This window comes from Devosia sp. FKR38, assembly GCF_005222805.1.
Taxonomy (GTDB): Bacteria; Pseudomonadota; Alphaproteobacteria; order Rhizobiales; family Devosiaceae; genus Devosia.
Genome location: NZ_STGC01000005.1, coordinates 451219 through 469194, shown reverse-complemented (window position 1 = coordinate 469194; position 17976 = coordinate 451219). Strand labels below are relative to the sequence as shown.

Below are 17976 nucleotides of genomic sequence, written 5' to 3'. Positions count from 1 at the left end.
TCCCGCCAACTTAAGTGCGGCTTAGCCCGATCGGTTTCAAATGTGTTAACGCGCGCCGGCGATCCCAATTGATCGGCGGCAGGGCGCCGTCAGTGCCCGGCCGATCCGATCAGACGGGAGCGGATGGCGTTGGAGAGACTGTCGAAAAGGAAGACAACGCCCAGGATCAGCACAACCATATAGGCGACGTTCTCCCAATCCTGGTTGGTGCGCATGGCCTCGAGCAATTTGAGGCCGATGCCACCGGCGCCGACGGCACCGATGATGGTTGCACCACGAATATTGGCCTCCCAGAAATAGAGTGTCTGAGAGATGACCACCGGGGCAATCTGCGGCACGATGCCGTAGCGGTTGACGTCCGCCGGACTGGCCCCGACCGAACGAATGCCCTCGCGTTGCTTATCATCGATGTTCTCGATCGCTTCGGAGTAGAGCTTGCCGAAGGTGCCGGTGTCCGTGACAAAGATGGCCGCAATACCGGCCAGGGGGCCGGGTCCGAAGCCGCGGGTAAACACCAGGGCCCAGATCAGCATGTCGACCGAACGGGTGAAGTCGAAGAAGCGCTTGGTGATCCAGTTCGCCGGTTTGGAATTGGTCACATTGCGGGCGGCGATAAAGGCCAGCGGGAAAGCCAGGCAGGCCGCGAACAATGTACCGACAAAGGCCATCACGATGGTCTGCAACAGCTTGTTGAGCACGTCGCCATGTTGCCACTCCGAGTTGGTCAGGAACTCGTGCAAGGCCAGCGACGCATTGGAGCGGTCCGGCTCAATCTGCGGGCCGGTGGTGACACTGGTCCAGAGCTCGGGCAGCCCCATGCCCCAGAAGGGCGACGTCGTATCGAACCAGAAATTCTCCCAACCGAGGAAGCGACGGCGGATCAGCACCTGCGTGGCGCGGATCTCGGCACTGCCGGCAAAACCGAAGTCCACCGTCACGCGCCCGTTCTTCTCGGTCATCGCGGCCGGGGCATTGGCCGGCAGCAGGGCTGCTTCGCCGCTGAATGCAACGTCATAGGCAACGCCCCCAAGGACGGCGACAACACCGGTCGAGGCGACTTCCACGCGATCATCAGCCGAGCCGAAGGTCACTTCTTCGCGTCCATCCGGCAGGGTGGTCATCCAATCGGGGTCGGGGTTTTCGCCGAGCGGCGAGAAACGCTGATGCTCGATCTGGATCGATCCATCCGGCTGAAACCGAAAGCGCGGCTGCGCCTCCCAGCTGATCCAGTCGGCCATATAGATGCTGGCGCGCTCCCACTTGCCCTCGCTCAGCTTTTGACCAACGTCAAAGAAACTCCAGCAATAGGCCAGGTAGCCCAGCGCGCCGAGGACCAGCAAGAGCGCACCCCAGCGCTGCCAGATGGAGCGATGGAACACCTCTGGGTGGGCCCGGTGGAGGCGATTGCGCTCCTGTTCAGACAAAGTGATCGCGGACATGGCGTTCCTAGGCTCCGAACTGGAAGGCGGCATTGCCGACCAGACGCCGGCGCAGCCAGCCAGAAAGCTGGTCAATGGCGACAATGGTCAAAAACAGCAGAATGACGATGGCATACGTCTTGGCAGCGTGGTCGCGCCCGATGGCCTGGCGGAACACCTCACCAATGCCGCCACCACCGACAGCGCCGATGATGGTGGAGGCGCGCACATTGATCTCGGTGCGGAGCAGGAAGTAGGAGACAAAATTGGGCATGACCTGGGGCACGATGGCGAAGCGCACGCGCTCAAACCAATTCGCGCCGACCGCGCGCAGCCCGTCGTCGGGCTTCATGTCGGCATTCTCGACCACTTCGAAGAACATCTTGCCCAGCGCGCCGACCGTATGCACCGAGACGGCGAAGATGGCAGCGATCGGTCCCAGGGAGAGCACTGCGGCCATCATGCCGGCCAGCACAATCTCGGGGAAGGCGCGCATCAGTTCGAAGAGCCGGCGGACGATCCAGCGCAACGGCCCGGCAACGCCCAGGTTGGACGCTGCCAGAAAGCAGAAAAAGAAGGCGAACAGCCCACCAATCAGCGTCGACGCAAAGGCGATGTTGAGCGTCACCAGCATTTCAAAGAAGTATTCGGGGATATAGAAGCCGGTTCCGAACAGATAGTGCCGGCCCACTTCATAGTCATATTTGAACGAGCCATCGGCATAGGGCGACGGCAGATCGAACATGGCGCGCACGATCTCGAACGGATCGTCGGGCACGAAGTTCTTGATGAAATCGAACAGGTACGGCAGCCGGTCGATGAACTTGCCCGAGCTGGCCTCATTGGCGAACAGAAGGGCAAGGACCAGGACAATGGCCACACCGGCCACTGCGATGAGAGAATACAGGCGCCGCGTCGCCAGCAATTGCCGATAGTGCCGATGGATGGCGCCCGTCGCCGGGCTCAGGTCGCGCTCACCGCTCGTCATATCGGCCATGCTGATCTCCAGGCAGAAGTTCGGCCGGACCCGTTGCCAGGTCCGGCCGAGAGGGTTTCGGCTTAGCCGCCGATCTTGGCCTTACGGGCCGCGATGATGGCGTCGTAGAAGCTGGAGTCGACTTCAACATAGCCGTTGTAGTCGCCGGCCTGAGCCGCGCGGAAGCACTCGTAGTTGGTTTCCGGCAGGGCCTTGAGGAAGGCTTCGATCTTGTCCTTGGTTGCCTGGTCCATGCTGGACCGCAGCACGATCGGGCCGTTCGGGATCAGCGGCGACTTCCACAGCTCGACAACGTCTTCCATGTCGAGCATGCCCTTGTCGACCATCGAGCGGATGTTGCCGGAGGTGTAGCCTTCGGAGAACTCACCAACGCCCGAACCCCAGGTGACGCCGGCGTCAAACTGGCCATCCAGCACGGCGAGAACCAGGTTCTCATGGCCGCCGCCAAAGCCGGTCTCGGAGAAGAATTCCTCGACGGGCATCTTGATGTCGTTGGGCAGGGCCACGACCGGAACCAGGTAGCCCGAGGTCGAATCCGGGTCAGCGAAGCCGAGCTTCTTGCCCTTCATGTCGGCCAGGGTGGCGATGCCGCTGTCCTTGCGGGCGAGCATGATCGAGTAGTAGCCGGTCGCGCCGTCGGTCTGCTCGGTGGTCAGGATCGGCTCAACAGCCTTGGGATCCTGGAGGTAGATCGCAGCATAGGCGGAGGCGCCGAGTTCGGCGTAGTCAAGCGTGCCGCCCAGCAGGCCCTGGATCACGCCATTGTAGTCTGCAGCGGGGAACAGCTGCACGTCGGAAAAGCCCAGCTCGGCCTTCATCAGGTCAACCAGGCACTGGTTGTCGCGCAGACGGTCGGCTTCGTTTTCGCCACCGAGCAGGCCGATGCGCAGGACATTGTCCTGGGCGAACACGCCAGAGGTCAGGGCGATGGCGGCAACGCCGGCCAGCAGAACGGTACGGATCGCGGTCATGGAAGTCTCCTTTGGGAACGCGAGGATGTCGGCATGCCGGAGCTTCCGGCAGCGGAACGGGGTTAGGACGTCGACGTTGCGTCCATGCTCCGGACAGTGGGAGCGACGAGCGGCGCGATAGCGGTCGAGGTCATGGCTTCCGAGAAGGCTTCCTTGAGCCCATCGGCGCCGTAAATGGTGCGCGCCACATCAGTGGTGAGCTGGTCGGGCGTGCCATCGAAAACCACCTTGCCCGCGCTCATGCCGACGATGCGCTCGCAATAGGCGCGGGCCGTGTCGAGCGTGTGCAGGTTGGTGATGACGGTAATGCCCTCGGCATTGATGTCGCGCAGGCTGTCCATGACGATCTGGGCATTGCGCGGATCGAGGCTGGCGATGGGTTCGTCAGCCAGAATGAGCTTGGGGCCCTGCATCAGGGCGCGGGCGATGGCGACGCGTTGCTGCTGGCCGCCCGACAGGGTCTGGGCCCATTGCGTGGCGGTCTGGGCGATGTCGAGACGCTCCAGCGCCTTGAGCGCGGCCAGCTGCTCGTCAGCAGTGAACAGCTGCAGCAGGTTGAGCAGCGGGTTGCGGCCATTGAGGCGCCCCAGCATCACATTGGTGATGACATCGAGGCGCGGCACGAGGTTGAACTGCTGGAAGATCATGGCGCAGTCGCGTTGCCAGTTGCGCAGGGCCTGGCCGCGCAGGGTGCTGGTCTGGACACCGTCATATTCGATAACGCCGGAGGAGACGTCAGCCAGGCGGTTGATCATGCGCAGCAGCGTGGACTTGCCGGCGCCGGAGCGGCCGATGATGCCCACCATCTGGCCCTGGGGAATATCCAGCGTCACGCTGTCGACGGCAATCTTGTCACCAAACCGTCGCGTCACATTGGAGATCTTCAGCATGCGGTCGCCCCGTCGATTGACTGTGGCAGACCTAGGGCGGGGCCATGAAACTGACGTAACGATTGCGTGACGGTTGCATGACGATGCACCGGAGACATGGGGCGGGATGTCACAGAGTGCGCAGCGACGAAGTCAGGAGGGGCATGGGCCCCTCCCCTGAGACGCGACGATCAGGCCTGCTCGTATTTGTCGAGGAAGGCTTCGATCGGCAGCTTGCGGAAATCGGGCAGCGCCTGATGCAACTGCTCGTGGCTCCAGTCCCACCACTTGAGCGCGTCCAGCCGGCTGGCGACGGGGTCGCTGAAGCGCTGCTTGATGGTCCGCGCCGGCACGCCCACGGCGATGGCAAAATCGGCGACATCCTTGGTCACCACCGCATTGGAGCCGATGATGGCGCCATTGCCGATGGTGATCCCCGGCATGATGACAGCGCCATGGCCGATCCAGGTGTCGTGGCCGATGGTGATGGGCGTGGAGGCGCGCCAGTCAAAGAAGGCCTGGTCGTCTTCCTCGCCTTCGAAGAACTGTGCCGAGCGATAGGTGAAATGGTGCAGCGAGGCGCGCTCCATGGGGTGCATGGAGGCATAGATGCGCACATGGGCAGCGATATTGGCGAATTTGCCGATTTGGCTATAGGCGATCTGGGTATTGCTGACGCAGTAGGAATAGTCGCCCATACTCGACCGATAGAGCGTGCAGCCGGCGCCCACCTCGGTGTAGCGGCCCAGGGTGGAGTCTTTCACCGTGGCGGTGGGGTGGATGAAGGGCTCGATACCAAGCGTTTTCATGCGGCAATCCTCGGGGCAAAGGCGGTGACGTCGATGATGCGGTCGGCCACCTGGGCGCGGACTTCCTCATCGTGGAAAATGCCGAGCAGGGCGACGCCCTGGGCTTTCTTCTCGCCGATCATGGCGACAACGACGGCGCGATTGGTGGCGTCGAGCGAGGCGGTGGGCTCGTCGAGCAGCAGCACGGGATGGTCGGTGATGAAGCCGCGCGCAATGTTGACGCGCTGCTGTTCGCCGCCCGAGAAAGTGGCCGGCGGCAGGCTCCACAGCCGCTCGGGCAGGTTGAGCCGGGCCAGCAATTCCCGCGCCCTGCCCTGCGCCTCGGTCTTGTCGACGCCGCGGATCACCAGCGGCTCAGCGACCACGTCGAGCGCGGAAACGCGTGGCACAGTGCGCAGGAACTGGCTGACATAGCCGATGGAGTCGCGGCGCAGGGTCAGCACCGTGCGCGGATCGGCGGTGGCGAGATCGACCGCTTCGCCGTGATGCTGGATGGTGATGGCGCCGGCATCAACGCCGTAATTGCCATAGACCATCTTGAGGATCGAGCTTTTGCCCGCCCCCGATGGGCCGCCCAGCACGACGCATTCGCCGGGCTCGACGTGGAAATTGACATTCGCGACCACCGGCAGGACGACCCCGTCGCGCAGGTGCATGGTGAAGGTCTTGCTGAGGTTCTGGACGGACAGGGCAGTCATGGTCACACCTGCAAAATCGAGCTGACGAGCAGCTGGGTATAGGGTTCGCGCGGGTCGTCGAGCACGCGGTCGGTGAGGCCGGCTTCGATGACGTGACCGTCCTTCATCACCATCATGCGGTGGCTGAGGAGACGCGCCACGGCCAGATCGTGGGTGACGACAATGGCCGCGAGGCCCAGTTCGCCCACGAGGCCGCGCAGCAGATCGAGCAGGCGCGCCTGCACCGAAACGTCGAGGCCGCCGGTGGGTTCGTCCATGAACACCAGGCGCGGGCCGGTGACCAGGTTACGGGCGATCTGCAGGCGCTGGCGCATGCCGCCCGAGAAAGAGCGCGGCTGGTCATCGATACGGTCAGCGGCGATCTCGACACGGCCAAGCCAATCGAGCGCTGTGGCGCGGATATTGCCATAGTGGCGGTCGCCCACCGCCATCAGCCGCTCGCCGACATTGGCGCCGGCGGACACCGTCATGCGCAGGCCATCGGCCGGGTTCTGGTGCACAAAGCCCCAGTCGGTGCGCACGAGGAAGCGCCGCTCGGCCTCGCTGAGGTCATAGATATTGCGCCATTGCCCATCGCGCATGCGATAGAGCGTCTCGCCAGCGCTGGGTTCGAGCGTCGCAGACAGGGAATTGAGCAGCGTGGTCTTGCCCGAGCCGGATTCGCCGACGATGGCCAGGACTTCGCCGGGCCAGAGCTCAAAGCTCACATCGGCACAGCCCAGGCGGCTGCCATAGTATTTGGCAAGATTGCTGACGCGGAGAAGGGGTTGTTCAGTGGTCATTTCTGGTCTCCGCGTGCGGGGCCCCACCCCCTCCTAGCCGCCCCCATCAAGGGGGAGGTATCGGCCGGTGGTTGGGACGAGATCGAGTCAAACGAGTGGAGCGGCACCTCCCCCTCGATGGGGGAGGTTGGGAGGGGGTGATGGTCAGGGACCATAGCAAGCATCATCATTCTGCCGCCTTCTGGGCCACGCCCAGCGGGCCGACATGGCCAGCGGCGCGGCGGTCTTCGCAATGGTCGGTGTCCGAGCAGACGAACATATGCCCGCCGTGGTCATCGAGAATGACCTCGTCGAGATAGACTTCACGCGCACCACACAGGGCGCAGGGTTCGGGGAAGTGCTGGATGGTGAAGGGATGGTCCTCGAAGTCGAGGCTTACCACTTCGGTGTGCGGCGGCACGGCATAGATGCGATGCTCGCGGCCGGCGCCGAACAATTGCAGCGCCGCGCTCATGTGCATCTTGGGATTGTCGAACTTGGGCGTGGGGCTGGGGTCCATGACATAGCGACCCTCGACCTTGACCGGATAGGCGAAGGTGGTGGCGATGCGGCCGTGGCGCGCGATGTCCTCATAGAGCTTGACGTGCATCAGGCCGTATTCCTCGAGCGCATGCATCTTGCGCGTCTCGGTCTCGCGCGGCTCGAGATAGCGCAGCGGCTCGGGGATCGGCACCTGGTAGACCAGGATCTGACCCTTGCCCAAGGGCTTTTCGGGAATGCGGTGGCGCGTCTGGATGATGGTGGCCTCGGCAGTACGCGTGGTGGTTTCCACCTGCGCGACCTTGGCGAAGAAGGCGCGGATCGAGACGGCATTGGTGGTGTCGTCAGCGCCCTGGTCGATGACCTTGAGCACGTCAGACGGCCCGATGATCGAGGCCGTGACCTGCACGCCGCCGGTGCCCCAGCCATAAGGCATGGGCATTTCGCGCGAGCTGAACGGCACTTGGTAGCCGGGCACGGCCACCGCCTTGAGGATGGCGCGGCGGATCATCCGCTTGGTCTGCTCATCGAGATAGGCGAAATTGTATTGGGCGACGGTGGTCATGATGTGTGCTCCAAAGCGCGATGCTCGGCTCCCCTCCCCCTAGAGGGGAGGGGCTGGGGGTGGGGGTCCATCGGTGGGCCACTTAACGACCCCCACCCTCGATCCCTCCCCTCAAGGGGGAGGGAAGGACGACTGCAACCTCTCAAGGTCATTCCGCCGCCTCCTTGAGCGCGGCCGCGTCGTGTTCGGCGCGCATGCGGCGGATAAGGTCGAGATCGGCCTGGAAATCGACATAGTGCGGCAGCTTGAGGTGTTCGACGAAGCCGGTGGCCTGGACATTGTCGGAGTGCGAGATGACGAATTCCTCGTCCTGCGCCGGGGCGACAATGTCTTCGCCCAGTTCGCGGGCGCGCAGGGCACGGTCGACCAGCGACATGGCCATGGCCTTGCGCTCGGCCTGACCGAAGACCAGGCCATAGCCGCGAGTGAACTGCGGCGGCACCTTGGCCGAGCCCTTGAACTGGTTGACCATCTGGCATTCGGTGACGCGGATGCGACCCAGGTTCACCGCAAAGCCCAGCTCGGGCACGTCGAATTCGACCTCGACCTCGCCGATGCGGATTTCGCCGACGAAGGGGTGGTTGCGGCCATAGCCGCGCTGGGTGGAATAGGCCAGGGCCAGCAGGAACCCTTCGTCGCCCCGGGCCAGCGCCTGCAGGCGAAGGTCGCGGTCGAGCGGGAAATCGAGGGGTTCGCGGGTGAGATCGCCGACGGGGCGATCGGGGTCCGTCTCGCCGTCGGGCTCGATCAGCCCCTGGCGGCCAAGCAGATCGGTGACGCGCGGCGCGGCAGCGTCTTCAGCCGGACGGGCCACCGGGGCCGGGACGACATCGTCGAGAATGCCGGCGTCGAGCAGGCGGTGGGTATAGTCAAAGGTTGGGCCCAGCATCTGCCCGCCGGGCAGATCCTTGAAGGTGGCCGAGATGCGCCTCTCGATCAGCATGGCCTCGGTGCGCACGGGATTGGAATAGCCAAAGCGCGGCAGCGTGGTGCGGAAGGCGCGGACCAGGAAGATGGCCTCGATGAGGTCACCGCGAGCCTGGACCAGCGCAAGAGCGGCCAGTTCGGTGTCGTAAAGCGAGCCCTCGCCCATGGTGCGGTCGACGGCCAGGCCCATCTGCTGGATGATCTGGTCGAGGCGCAGGCCGGGCACCGAGCGGTCGCCGCGGCGGCGGTCGGCGAGCAGGGCATGGGCATTGGCGATGGCGGCTTCCCCGCCTTTGACGGCTACATACATGTCACTGTCCCTCAGCGATGCGGGTGGAACGGGGCAGACCGAGCACCTGGCCATCAGCGACCAGCAGCAGATCGATGCCGCGCGGGAAGAGCTCGCGATTGGCAGCCCATTGGCCGAGGAAGTCGGCGGGCAGGCCCTGGGGGCTGATCTCGATATGATCCTTGATGCCGGGGCCGCGCAGGCGCAGCACCGGACCACCGCTGAGCGCCGGCACGGCCAGCACAATGGTGGTGGAGCGATCAGGATATTCCTGGGTGCCCAGGTTGAACTGGTCGAGCGACGGCAAATGCGCTGCCGCAGAAGCCGCTGCGAAGGTCGCGTCGCCGGCGCTGCTGGTCAACGGTGCGGCAGTGTGGAAGGCGAGGAACTCCACCAGGGCACCATCGACGCGCAGGGCGTGATCGAGCCAGAGGCTGGTGTCATGATCGCACAGGGTCAGAAGGATGCTGACCAGTTCGGCGGCCATGGCACTGGGCGCAGCCTGGGGCATGGCCAGGGTCTGCAGCGTGCCGGGATTGGCCAGTGCATCCAGCACGGCGCGGAAGGCCGTCTGGGACTGCAGCACGGGATCGGCAAAACCGCCGTCGAGAAGCGTGTCCATCTCAGTTGTCTCCCCGGACCATGGTGAAGAAATCGACCCGCGTTGCGGCGGCTTCGTCGCGGCGCTTCTGGTCGGCGGTGGCGATGGCCTTTTGCAGCGGCGCGATGATCTCGGCCTCAACGGCCTTGGGATCGCGCTGGTAAAGCGCGTCGATGGTGGCAATGACCTCGGCCTTGGCCAGGTCGCGGCCCAGGCAATAGCCATGGCCGACCTCGCCGCTGGCCAGGCGCAGGCTGGCGCGGCTGACGGTGGCTTCGCCCAGGTTGAAAGGGGCACCGCCGCCACCGGCGCGGCCACGCACCATCACCAGCCCCACCTCGGGACCGCGCAGCCTGGTGGTGGCCGGCTTGTCGGACCAGGCGTCCCAGACGGCGGCCAATTCGCGGGCCGGGGCGGCCGCCAGCACGTCGAGCGCGCGTTTGCGGTCGGGGGCCGGATGATCAGATGCGATTTGCATGCTTGCCTCGATTTGTCTAATGAACTAGACAACTAGTGTCGTGATTTCCCTCTTAGGCTTCTCGTGTGAAAAAGCAATGACAGACCCGAAAGATGTGTTGGGCGGGGTCGCGCTGTGGCGGCGGATCGCTGATGCCATCCGATTGGACATCATCGGCGGCAAGCTGGCGAGCGGGGATCGACTGCCCACGGAAGCGGTGCTGGCCGAGCGCTTTTCGGCCAATCGCCATACGGTGCGGCGGGCGCTGGCCGTGCTGGCCGACGAGGGCGTGGTGGGTGCCGAACAGGGGCGCGGCACCTTTGTGCGCAGCGCAAAGCGGCTGAGCTATCCCATCGGCAAGCGCACGCGCTTTTCCGAAAATCTGGCCGGCCAGGCCCAGACGCTGACATCGCGCCATCTCAGTGACCGGCTGGAGAATGCCAGTGCGGCGGTCGCACAGGCGCTGGGGCTGAAGGCGGGCGCCAAAGTGGTGCGAGTGGAAGGCCTGTCCAGCGCGGACGGGCGGCCGCTATCGCGCGCTACCACCTGGCTGGACTATCGCAAGTTTCCCGATTTCGCGGCACGGGTCGTGGCGCTGCATTCCACCACGGCGGTGTTCGCCAGCTATGGCATTGACGATTATGTGCGCGCCTCGACGCGGATTTCGGCACGCCATGCCGATGCAGAGGAAACCCAGTTGCTGGGCCTCTCCGCCGGGGCGATCCTACTGGTGTCGGAGGCGATCGACGCCAGGCTGGACGGCAGTCCGATCTCCTATGCGCTCAGCCGGTTTCCCGCCGAGCGCATGGAACTGGTGGTTTAGCGGCGCACGCCCTGGCTGGCGAGATCCTCCAGCAGGTGCACGAACTGCTGGCCGGCGGTTTCGAGCGCGCCGGAATTGTCGATCTGCACGGTGCTCGAGGGCAGGCGTTCGGCGACGCGGCGATCCAGGCGGGTCTGGATGGAGGCCGCGGTTTCGCGCCCGCGCTTGGCCAGGCGGCTCTCGATGACGTCGCGGTCGGCCGAGACATTGACCACCACGGTATCGGGATAGCGGGCGACCAGCGCCGGGATCATGGCGCGCGAGAGATTGGCAATCACCACGCGGCCGGCGCGCAGATCATTCTCAAGCGAAATGGGCAGGCCATAGCGCAGGTCGTGTGCCGCCCAGGTGAGGGCAAAGGCGCCGTCGCGCTCGGCCTGATCGAAGCTGGCGTCATCAAGGCTGTCGTGGTCCTCGCTGCCGCCATCGGCCTGACGGGTCACCACGCGGCGGACAAAGCACACCTGGCCCCCTGCCCCGAGCTTTTCGCGGGCATAGGCGATCAGGCTGTCCTTGCCGGCGCCGCTGGGGCCGACAACGGCGACGAAACTGCCCCTCATATGACCCGGCGTCCCTGACGCCACACGGTCAGCACGATGGGAATGCCATCCTCGACACGCAGATGCACGAAGTCGGCGCGCTTGCCGATGGCGATCTCGCCGCGGTCATGGAAACCGGCGGCTTCGGCGGGGCGCTTGGTGACCAGCTGGATAGCCTTGGAGAGGCTGACCGATTCCACGCTGTCGGCAAGGGCGAAGGCCGACTGCAACATGGAGAAGGGAATGTAGTCGGACGAGAGAATATCGAGCAGGTCGGCCTCGGCCAAGGCACGGGCGGAGACATTGCCGGAATGCGAGCCACCACGCACCATATTGGGGCCGCCCATCAGAATGGCCATGCCGGCCTGGCGCGAGGCACGGGCCGCCTCAATGGTGGTGGGGAATTCGGCGACCTCGATGCCCAGGGCCACGGCTTCCTCGACATGGTCGCGGGTGGCGTCGTCATGGCTGGCCATGACAATGCCGAGCTCCTGGCAGGCGGAGGCCAGGGCGCGGCGATGCTTGCCGGCATAGCGGATGGAATCGGCATTGCGCCGCTCGACGAAGCCGTTGAACTCGGCATCGCTCATCTTGCGCTTGCCCTGATAATAGGCGCGGCAGGCGTCCATGCTGGTGAACTGGCGCTGGCCGGGGGTGTGGTCCATCAGCGAGGCGAGGCGCACCTGCGGATCGTCGAGATAGAGGTTGAAGCTGTCCAGGCAATCGGGGGCAGAGACTTCGCAGCGCAGGTGGATATGGTGTTCGGCGCGCAGGCGACCGGCCTGGCTGCCGGCGGCAATGGCATCGGCCAGAATGCGCATTTCGGTGGCGGTGACGTCGGTATCCTCATCGAGGCCGACGCGGATGGCATCCAGCACAGTGGTGATGCCGGAGGCGGCGATCTGGGCGTCATGCGCCTGCACCGCAGCCACCGGGTTCCAGCGCACGCGTGGACGCGGTGCGTAGTGGGTTTCGAGATGATCGGTATGCAGCTCGACCAGGCCCGGTATGAGATAGTCGCCATCGAGGTCGACGCCGGTGCGGCTGGGCGTGCCCACGTCGGTGATGACGCCGCCATCGACCCGAACCGAGCCCTCCACGACCTCATTGGCCATGACGATACGGGCATTGGTGAGGACCAGGTCCCCCAGGGCGACGGAGTTCATAGGCGAGCCATTTCTACTTCTGGTTTTCGGGCGTGCAGACCTGCCTGCGCTAGCCGATTTTGATGACATTCTGGCGAATGCCGGGCGTCATCGGTGAGTCACGAAACTGTCGGTGAATGGTCACTGATCCGCAAGGCAAACGTCAAGAAGCCCGCATAGGAGTCCGCCCGCCGCCCTTGGCACCCCTATTCGGAGACGATCCAAATGACACGCAATTGGCTGCTCGGTGCAGCGTCCTCCCTCACCGTTCTGGCCCTGGCCTCCGTTCCGGCCACGGCGCAGACCAAGTTCGACTTCTGGTATGGCCTGTCGGGCGACCTGTCCGACCGCATCCAGGAAATGTGCAAGGATTTCAATGCCTCCCAGGCTGACTATGAAATCGTCTGCACCAGCCAGAACGACTACGACACCAATCTGCAGAACACGATCGCGGCCTTCCGCGCTAACAAGCAGCCCACGATCAGCCAGATCTTCGACGCCGGCACGCTCGACCTGATGCTGAGCCAGGCCTATCTGCCGATCAAGGACCTGATGAGCCAGAACGGCTACGACATCGACTGGAGCAACTACTTCTCCGGTATCGCGTCGTACTATTCCACCTCCAAGGGTGAACTGCTGTCGATGCCGTTCAACTCCTCGACCGCGATGATCTATTACAACACCGACGCCCTGGCCAAGGTTGGCTTCGAAGGCCTGCCGACCACCTGGACCCAGGTGGAAGACGTCGCCCGCAAGATGAAGGCCGCCGGCTATGAATGCCCGGTCGCCTTTGACGCTGCCGGCGTGTGGCAGTGGTTTGAGCAGTTCTCGGCCATCCACAACCAGCCGATCGCCACCCTGGGCAATGGCTTTGGTGGCCTCGATGCCGAAATGGCGGCCAGCAAGGGTCTGTTCGTGGACCAGCTGACCTGGATCAAGAAGATGTACGACGAGGGTCTGTTCATCAACAAGAGCAAGGAAACCGGCGAGACCGAGCTGGACTCCTTCGCCAATGGCCATTGCCAGGTGTTCTCGGGCTCGGTTGCCGGCCACGGCAGCGTGACTGCCAAGGCCATTCCGGAGCTGCATTGGGAAGTCGCCATGCTGCCCATGATGGAAGGCCATGAACGCACCAACAGCCTCGTCGGCGGTGCTTCGCTGTGGACCCTCAAGGGCAAGACCGAAGAAGAATACAAGGGCGCCGCTGCGTTCTTCAACTTCCTCGCCACTCCCAAGCAGGCCGAATGGTGGTCGACCGTGACCGGCTACATCCCGGTGACCAACACCGGCTTTGAGGCCATGAAGGCCAATGGCTTCTACGACGCCGCTCCCTATAAGGGCCGCGAAAAGGCCATCGAAAGCCTGACCTTCACCCCGCCGACCGAGAACACCCGCGGTATCCGCCTGGGCAACTACGCCTCGATCCGCGCCGAAATGGTCAAGACCATCCAGGACGTGCTGTTCAACAACAAGCCGGTCAAGGAAAGCCTCGAAGCCTTCGACGCCAAGGGCAATGAAATCCTGCGTCGCTTCCAGGCCACCTACAAGGACGCTCAGCTCCCCTGATCTGAACGACCCGCGCGCGGACAGCTCCGGCTGTCCGCGCGTCCCTTTATTTGACAATTTGGCGGATGTCCCATGGAACGACGCGCTTTCTATCGCAATGGCACACTGCCATGGCTGCTCATCGGCCCGCAGCTGCTGCTGGTCCTGGTGTTCTTCTACTGGCCAACCTCGCAGGCGCTCTACTGGGCCTTCACGCTCGAGCAGCCCTGGGGTGGCGGCAATACCTGGGTGGGCTGGGACAATTTCGCCGCCATCTTCCGGGATTCCGAATATTGGACCGTGGTGGGCCGCAGCACGTTCTACGCCACCGTGACGACCTTGCTGTCGATGGCCGTGGCGCTGACGCTGGCGGTGTTTGCCGACCGGGCGCTCAAGGGCACCAAGCTGTTCCAGTCGGTCTATGTCTGGCCTTATGCCATTGCCGCGCCGGCCGCCGGCGTTGCGTTCCGCTTCATCTTTGCGCCCGAGTCCGGGCTGATCGGCGCCATCAATCAGATGTGGCCGGGCATCTGGAACCCCGCCATCAATGGCTGGCAGGCGCTGGGCATGGTCATTGTCTGCCACGCCTGGCTGGGCATCGGCTATAATTTCATCTTCTTTTTGGCCGCCTTGCAGATGATCCCGCGTTCCCTGTCGGAAGCCGGGGCCATGGATGGCGCCCGTCCGTTCCGCCGCATGATGGATCTGCAGTTGCCGCTGATCGCGCCGACGGTGTTCTTCCTGCTCATTATGAACCTGATATCGAGCTTCACCGACAGCTTCGGGCTCATCGACACCATGACCGAGGGCGGCCCGTTCGGGTCCACCGAAGTGATGGTCTACAAGATCTATTTCGACGGCTTCAAAGGCTTCGACTATTCGGGCGCCGCTGCCCAGTCGATCGTGCTGATGCTCCTGGTCATTGCGCTGACCATCATCCAGTTCACCTGGGTTGAAAAGCGCGTTCACTACCATTGAGAGGCCGATCATGATCGAACGCTCCCCTATTTTCGACGCCATCAGCTATGGCGTGATGATCCTGGGCCTGATGCTGGTGCTGCTGCCGTTCTGGATCACCTTCGTGGCCGGCAGCCAATCCATCCAGGAAGTCACCCAGGTGCCGATCAACCTGTGGCCCTCCTCGCATCTGCTGGAAAACCTGCAGGCCGCTTGGGACCGCGCCGACCTCGGCCCCAAGATGCTCAACAGCTTCCTGGTGGCTTCGGGCGTGACCATCGGCAAGATCGTGCTGGCATCGCTGTCGGCCTTTGCCATCGTGTTCTTCAACTTCCGCGCCCGCATGGTCTGCTTCTGGCTGATCTTCATGACGCTGATGCTGCCGCTCGAAGTGCGCATCGTGCCCACCTATGCCATTGCCGCCAATGCCCTGCAGCCGCTGCAGGTCCTGCTGGATGTGACGGGGATCAGCTGGCTGATCCAGACCCTGTCGGGCGTGCAGGTGTCGCTGGAATGGAACCTGCTCAACTCCTACCCCGGCATGATCCTGCCGCTGGTGGCCACGGCCACCGGTACCTTCCTCTACCGCCAGTTCTTCATGACCATTCCTGATGAGCTGGTGGAGGCCTCCAAGATGGATGGCTCGGGTCCGCTGCGCTTCTTCTGGGAAGTGCTGATCCCGCTCAGCCGCACCAATATGCTGGCGCTGGCCACCATCATGTTCGTGTCGAGCTGGAACCAGTACCTCTGGCCGCTGCTGATCACCACCGACCGGGCCACCTATGGCACCGTGGTGATGCAGCTCAAGGCGCTGATCCCCGACCCCACTGGCCTGCCCGACTGGAACGTCACCATGGCGGGCGCCCTCATCATCATGCTGCCGCCGCTCCTGGTGGTTGCCTTCATGCAGCGCTGGTTCGTGCGCGGCCTTATTTCCAAAGACAAGTGAGATCCACCATGTCAGCCATCAGCCTTTCTGGCGTCAAGAAGCGCTACCAGAAGAACAATGTCGTGCACGGCGTGGACGTCGAGATCGAAGCCGGCGAGTTCGTCGTGATCCTGGGGCCCTCGGGCTGCGGCAAGTCGACCCTGCTGCGCATGATCGCCGGCCTTGAAGATATCACCGAAGGCGAAATCGCCATCGGCGGCAAAGTGGTCAACAAGCTCGAGCCGCGCGAGCGCGGCTGCGCCATGGTGTTCCAGAACTATGCGCTCTATCCGCATATGAGCGTGCGCCAGAACATCGGCTATGCGCTCAAGGTTGCCGGCATGCCGCGCGCCGAGCGCGACGCCAAGGTGCTCAAGGTGGCCAAGTCTGTCAGCCTTGATCCCTATCTCGACCGCAAGCCGGGCGAGCTGTCGGGCGGCCAGCGCCAGCGCGTGGCCATGGCCCGCGCCATGGTGCGCGAGCCCAAGGTGTTCCTGTTTGACGAGCCGTTCTCCAACCTCGACGCCAAGCTGCGCGTGGCCATGCGCGCCGAAGTGCGCAATCTGCACCGGAGCCTGGGCGTCACCTCGGTGTTCGTGACGCATGACCAGACCGAGGCCATGACCCTGGCCGACCGGCTGATCATCATGAATGCCGGCGTCGTAGAACAGGTGGGCAAGCCCAGCGAGGTCTATCACAACCCGGCAAGCCTGTTTGTCGCCGACTTCATCGGTTCGCCGGCCATGAACCTGGTGCGCGGCTTCTTTGGCGAGGACGGCTATTTCCGTCATGGCCAGGGCGGCATGATGCATTTGCCGGGCCTCGGCCAGGGCCTGGTCAGCCGGGAAGTGTCGCTGGGCGTGCGCCCCGAGCTGGTGCAGCGCGTTGCGGCCGACGCCAAGGGCGCCATGGCCGCAGTGGTCGACTATACCGAAGAGCTGGGCGCCTCGCGCCTGATCTATGCCACCGTCGATGGCAGCCGCCTGATCGCAGTGGACACCAGCAGCGATGCCCTGGGCACCGGCATGCCGATCCACCTCAGCTTCGCTGCCGTGGACGCCCATGTGTTCGACCACAACACGGGCCGTCGCGTCGATCTGGGCGACGCCAATAGCGCCGCCACCCGCGCCCGTATCAACGCCTGATCCACAGTCTTTTTGGAGATTTTTCATGAGCAATATCATCGCGACTGGCTTCAACGCCGGCTCTAACGACGGCGAGCTGTTCAGCCTGGAAGCCGATCTGCGCCGCCTCGCCGAGATCGGCGTGGACACGGTCGAGCTGGCCCTGACCAGCATCGACCTGATCACCGGCGGCCGCATCCTGCCCGAGCGGCTGGAGCGTCTGGTCGCCATCACCAGCCAGTTCGATTTCCGCTACACCGTGCATGGCCTGGTCTCGTCCAATTTCATGGACCCCGAGACCCTGCCGTTCCAGCTGGCCGCCGCCAAGGCACTGGTGGAAGTGTGTGACCGCATCGACGCGCGTATCCTGGTGCAGCACAGCGGCGCCCTGCGCGCCGACCAGATCGTCGAGCGCGCCAATGCCGACCAGCGTGAACGCGAAGCGCTGACCGATCTGGCTGACTTTGCCCGCCCCTATGGCGTGCGCATTGCGCTGGAAAACATCTTCACCACCGAACTGGGCCAGTATCGCCAGACCCCGACCCAGGTGGCCGAGACCGTCAAAGCCGTGAATCACCCCAATGTGGTGGCGCTGATCGACTTCAGCCACGCCTATATCGAAAGCACCTACAAGGGCCTCGACTTCCGCGCCGAAATCGCCGCCATGGCGCCGGTGACCGGGCATCTGCATGTGCACGACAGCTTTGGCCGTCCGCAGGGCTTCTACAAGCCCTTCTTCCCGCAGGAAAACACCGCCATGGGCATTGGCGATCTGCACATGCCGCTGGGCTGGGGCGATATCGATTGGGACGGCATTTTTGCCGATCTCAACGTGCTGCCCGGCACGGTGATGATGATGGAAATCGGCCACCGCCACCGCAGCGAGCAGCCCGAAAGCCTGCGCCGCGCCCGCCTGCTGGCTGGCCTCGACCTGCCGCAGACCATGGCTGCGCAGTAAGGGTCTGACGACCGAAGCTGACCACCCCCACCTGACGGCGCCATTCGGGCATCGCCCCTATGGCCTGATGGGTGGGGGTTCGCCCATCTACCGG

The 17976-nt window shown here is 64.1% G+C and carries 19 protein-coding genes; 6 read left to right on the top strand and 13 right to left on the bottom strand.

What is annotated here, in order from left to right; all coding sequences use genetic code 11:
- Nucleotides 1-89: 89 nt before the first annotated feature.
- The 11 genes from phnE (E8M79_RS07370) to phnG all read right to left on the bottom strand — a co-directional run bounded on the left by phnE (E8M79_RS07370) (nucleotide 90) and on the right by phnG (nucleotide 9884).
- Entirely contained in the window at nucleotides 90-1439 is a 1350-nt protein-coding gene (phnE, locus tag E8M79_RS07370) for a phosphonate ABC transporter, permease protein PhnE (RefSeq protein WP_137151289.1), read from the bottom strand.
- A gap of 7 nt (nucleotides 1440-1446) precedes the next feature.
- A complete protein-coding gene (phnE, locus tag E8M79_RS07365; protein WP_137153295.1) occupies nucleotides 1447-2406 on the bottom strand; it encodes a phosphonate ABC transporter, permease protein PhnE in 960 nt (319 codons plus the stop codon).
- A 71-nt stretch (nucleotides 2407-2477) separates the two neighbouring features.
- Entirely contained in the window at nucleotides 2478-3386 is a 909-nt protein-coding gene (gene phnD / locus E8M79_RS07360; RefSeq protein WP_137151288.1) for a phosphonate ABC transporter substrate-binding protein, read from the bottom strand.
- 62 nt (nucleotides 3387-3448) lie between these two features.
- Nucleotides 3449-4276, bottom strand: coding sequence for a phosphonate ABC transporter ATP-binding protein (gene phnC, locus E8M79_RS07355; RefSeq protein ID WP_137151287.1), 828 nt, complete (start codon nucleotides 4274-4276; stop codon nucleotides 3449-3451).
- A 170-nt stretch (nucleotides 4277-4446) separates the two neighbouring features.
- Entirely contained in the window at nucleotides 4447-5064 is a 618-nt protein-coding gene (locus tag E8M79_RS07350) for a DapH/DapD/GlmU-related protein (protein WP_137151286.1), read from the bottom strand.
- On the bottom strand, nucleotides 5061-5762 hold the full coding sequence (gene phnL / locus E8M79_RS07345; RefSeq protein ID WP_137151285.1) for a phosphonate C-P lyase system protein PhnL: 702 nt from the start codon (nucleotides 5760-5762) through the stop codon (nucleotides 5061-5063). Before phnL ends, E8M79_RS07350 begins: the two co-directional genes overlap by 4 nt.
- A 2-nt stretch (nucleotides 5763-5764) precedes the next feature.
- Nucleotides 5765-6544: a phosphonate C-P lyase system protein PhnK gene (phnK, locus tag E8M79_RS07340; protein WP_137151284.1), complete on the bottom strand. Its 780-nt coding sequence runs from the start codon at nucleotides 6542-6544 to the stop codon at nucleotides 5765-5767.
- 166 nt (nucleotides 6545-6710) lie between these two features.
- Complete coding sequence (locus E8M79_RS07335) at nucleotides 6711-7589, bottom strand: alpha-D-ribose 1-methylphosphonate 5-phosphate C-P-lyase PhnJ (RefSeq protein ID WP_137151283.1); 879 nt, start codon at nucleotides 7587-7589, stop codon at nucleotides 6711-6713.
- A 148-nt stretch (nucleotides 7590-7737) separates the two neighbouring features.
- Complete coding sequence (locus E8M79_RS07330) at nucleotides 7738-8826, bottom strand: carbon-phosphorus lyase complex subunit PhnI (protein ID WP_137151282.1); 1089 nt, start codon at nucleotides 8824-8826, stop codon at nucleotides 7738-7740.
- A 1-nt stretch (nucleotide 8827) separates the two neighbouring features.
- Entirely contained in the window at nucleotides 8828-9427 is a 600-nt protein-coding gene (gene phnH / locus E8M79_RS07325; RefSeq protein ID WP_137151281.1) for a phosphonate C-P lyase system protein PhnH, read from the bottom strand.
- Nucleotide 9428: 1 nt separating this feature from the next.
- Nucleotides 9429-9884, bottom strand: coding sequence for a phosphonate C-P lyase system protein PhnG (gene phnG / locus E8M79_RS07320; protein ID WP_137151280.1), 456 nt, complete (start codon nucleotides 9882-9884; stop codon nucleotides 9429-9431).
- Nucleotides 9885-9960: 76 nt separating this feature from the next.
- Here phnG and phnF point away from each other — a divergent pair, with 76 nt between their 5' ends.
- The gene (gene phnF / locus E8M79_RS07315; protein ID WP_137151279.1) at nucleotides 9961-10686 is read left to right on the top strand and encodes a phosphonate metabolism transcriptional regulator PhnF; all 726 of its coding nucleotides are present in this window, start codon (nucleotides 9961-9963) and stop codon (nucleotides 10684-10686) included.
- Here phnF and phnN read toward each other — a convergent pair.
- Nucleotides 10683-11246: a phosphonate metabolism protein/1,5-bisphosphokinase (PRPP-forming) PhnN gene (gene phnN, locus E8M79_RS07310; RefSeq protein ID WP_137151278.1), complete on the bottom strand. Its 564-nt coding sequence runs from the start codon at nucleotides 11244-11246 to the stop codon at nucleotides 10683-10685. The two genes, phnF and phnN, sit on opposite strands and share 4 nt — an antisense overlap.
- The gene (locus tag E8M79_RS07305; RefSeq protein ID WP_137151277.1) at nucleotides 11243-12391 is read right to left on the bottom strand and encodes an alpha-D-ribose 1-methylphosphonate 5-triphosphate diphosphatase; all 1149 of its coding nucleotides are present in this window, start codon (nucleotides 12389-12391) and stop codon (nucleotides 11243-11245) included. Before E8M79_RS07305 ends, phnN begins: the two co-directional genes overlap by 4 nt.
- A 204-nt stretch (nucleotides 12392-12595) precedes the next feature.
- On the opposite strand from E8M79_RS07305, the gene E8M79_RS07300 reads away from it, so the two are divergent.
- The 5 genes from E8M79_RS07300 (at nucleotide 12596) to E8M79_RS07280 (ending at nucleotide 17882) form a co-directional block, all read left to right on the top strand.
- Nucleotides 12596-13936 (top strand): extracellular solute-binding protein, encoded by a 1341-nt coding sequence (locus E8M79_RS07300; protein WP_137151276.1) that lies wholly within the window; start codon nucleotides 12596-12598, stop codon nucleotides 13934-13936.
- Between the two features lie 72 nt (nucleotides 13937-14008).
- A complete protein-coding gene (locus E8M79_RS07295; RefSeq protein ID WP_137151275.1) occupies nucleotides 14009-14893 on the top strand; it encodes an ABC transporter permease subunit in 885 nt (294 codons plus the stop codon).
- 10 nt (nucleotides 14894-14903) lie between these two features.
- Nucleotides 14904-15821, top strand: coding sequence for an ABC transporter permease subunit (locus tag E8M79_RS07290; protein ID WP_137151274.1), 918 nt, complete (start codon nucleotides 14904-14906; stop codon nucleotides 15819-15821).
- Between the two features lie 8 nt (nucleotides 15822-15829).
- The gene (gene ugpC, locus E8M79_RS07285; protein WP_137151273.1) at nucleotides 15830-16945 is read left to right on the top strand and encodes a sn-glycerol-3-phosphate ABC transporter ATP-binding protein UgpC; all 1116 of its coding nucleotides are present in this window, start codon (nucleotides 15830-15832) and stop codon (nucleotides 16943-16945) included.
- A gap of 25 nt (nucleotides 16946-16970) precedes the next feature.
- On the top strand, nucleotides 16971-17882 hold the full coding sequence (locus E8M79_RS07280; protein WP_137151272.1) for a TIM barrel protein: 912 nt from the start codon (nucleotides 16971-16973) through the stop codon (nucleotides 17880-17882).
- The last annotated feature ends 94 nt before the right edge of the window (nucleotides 17883-17976 follow it).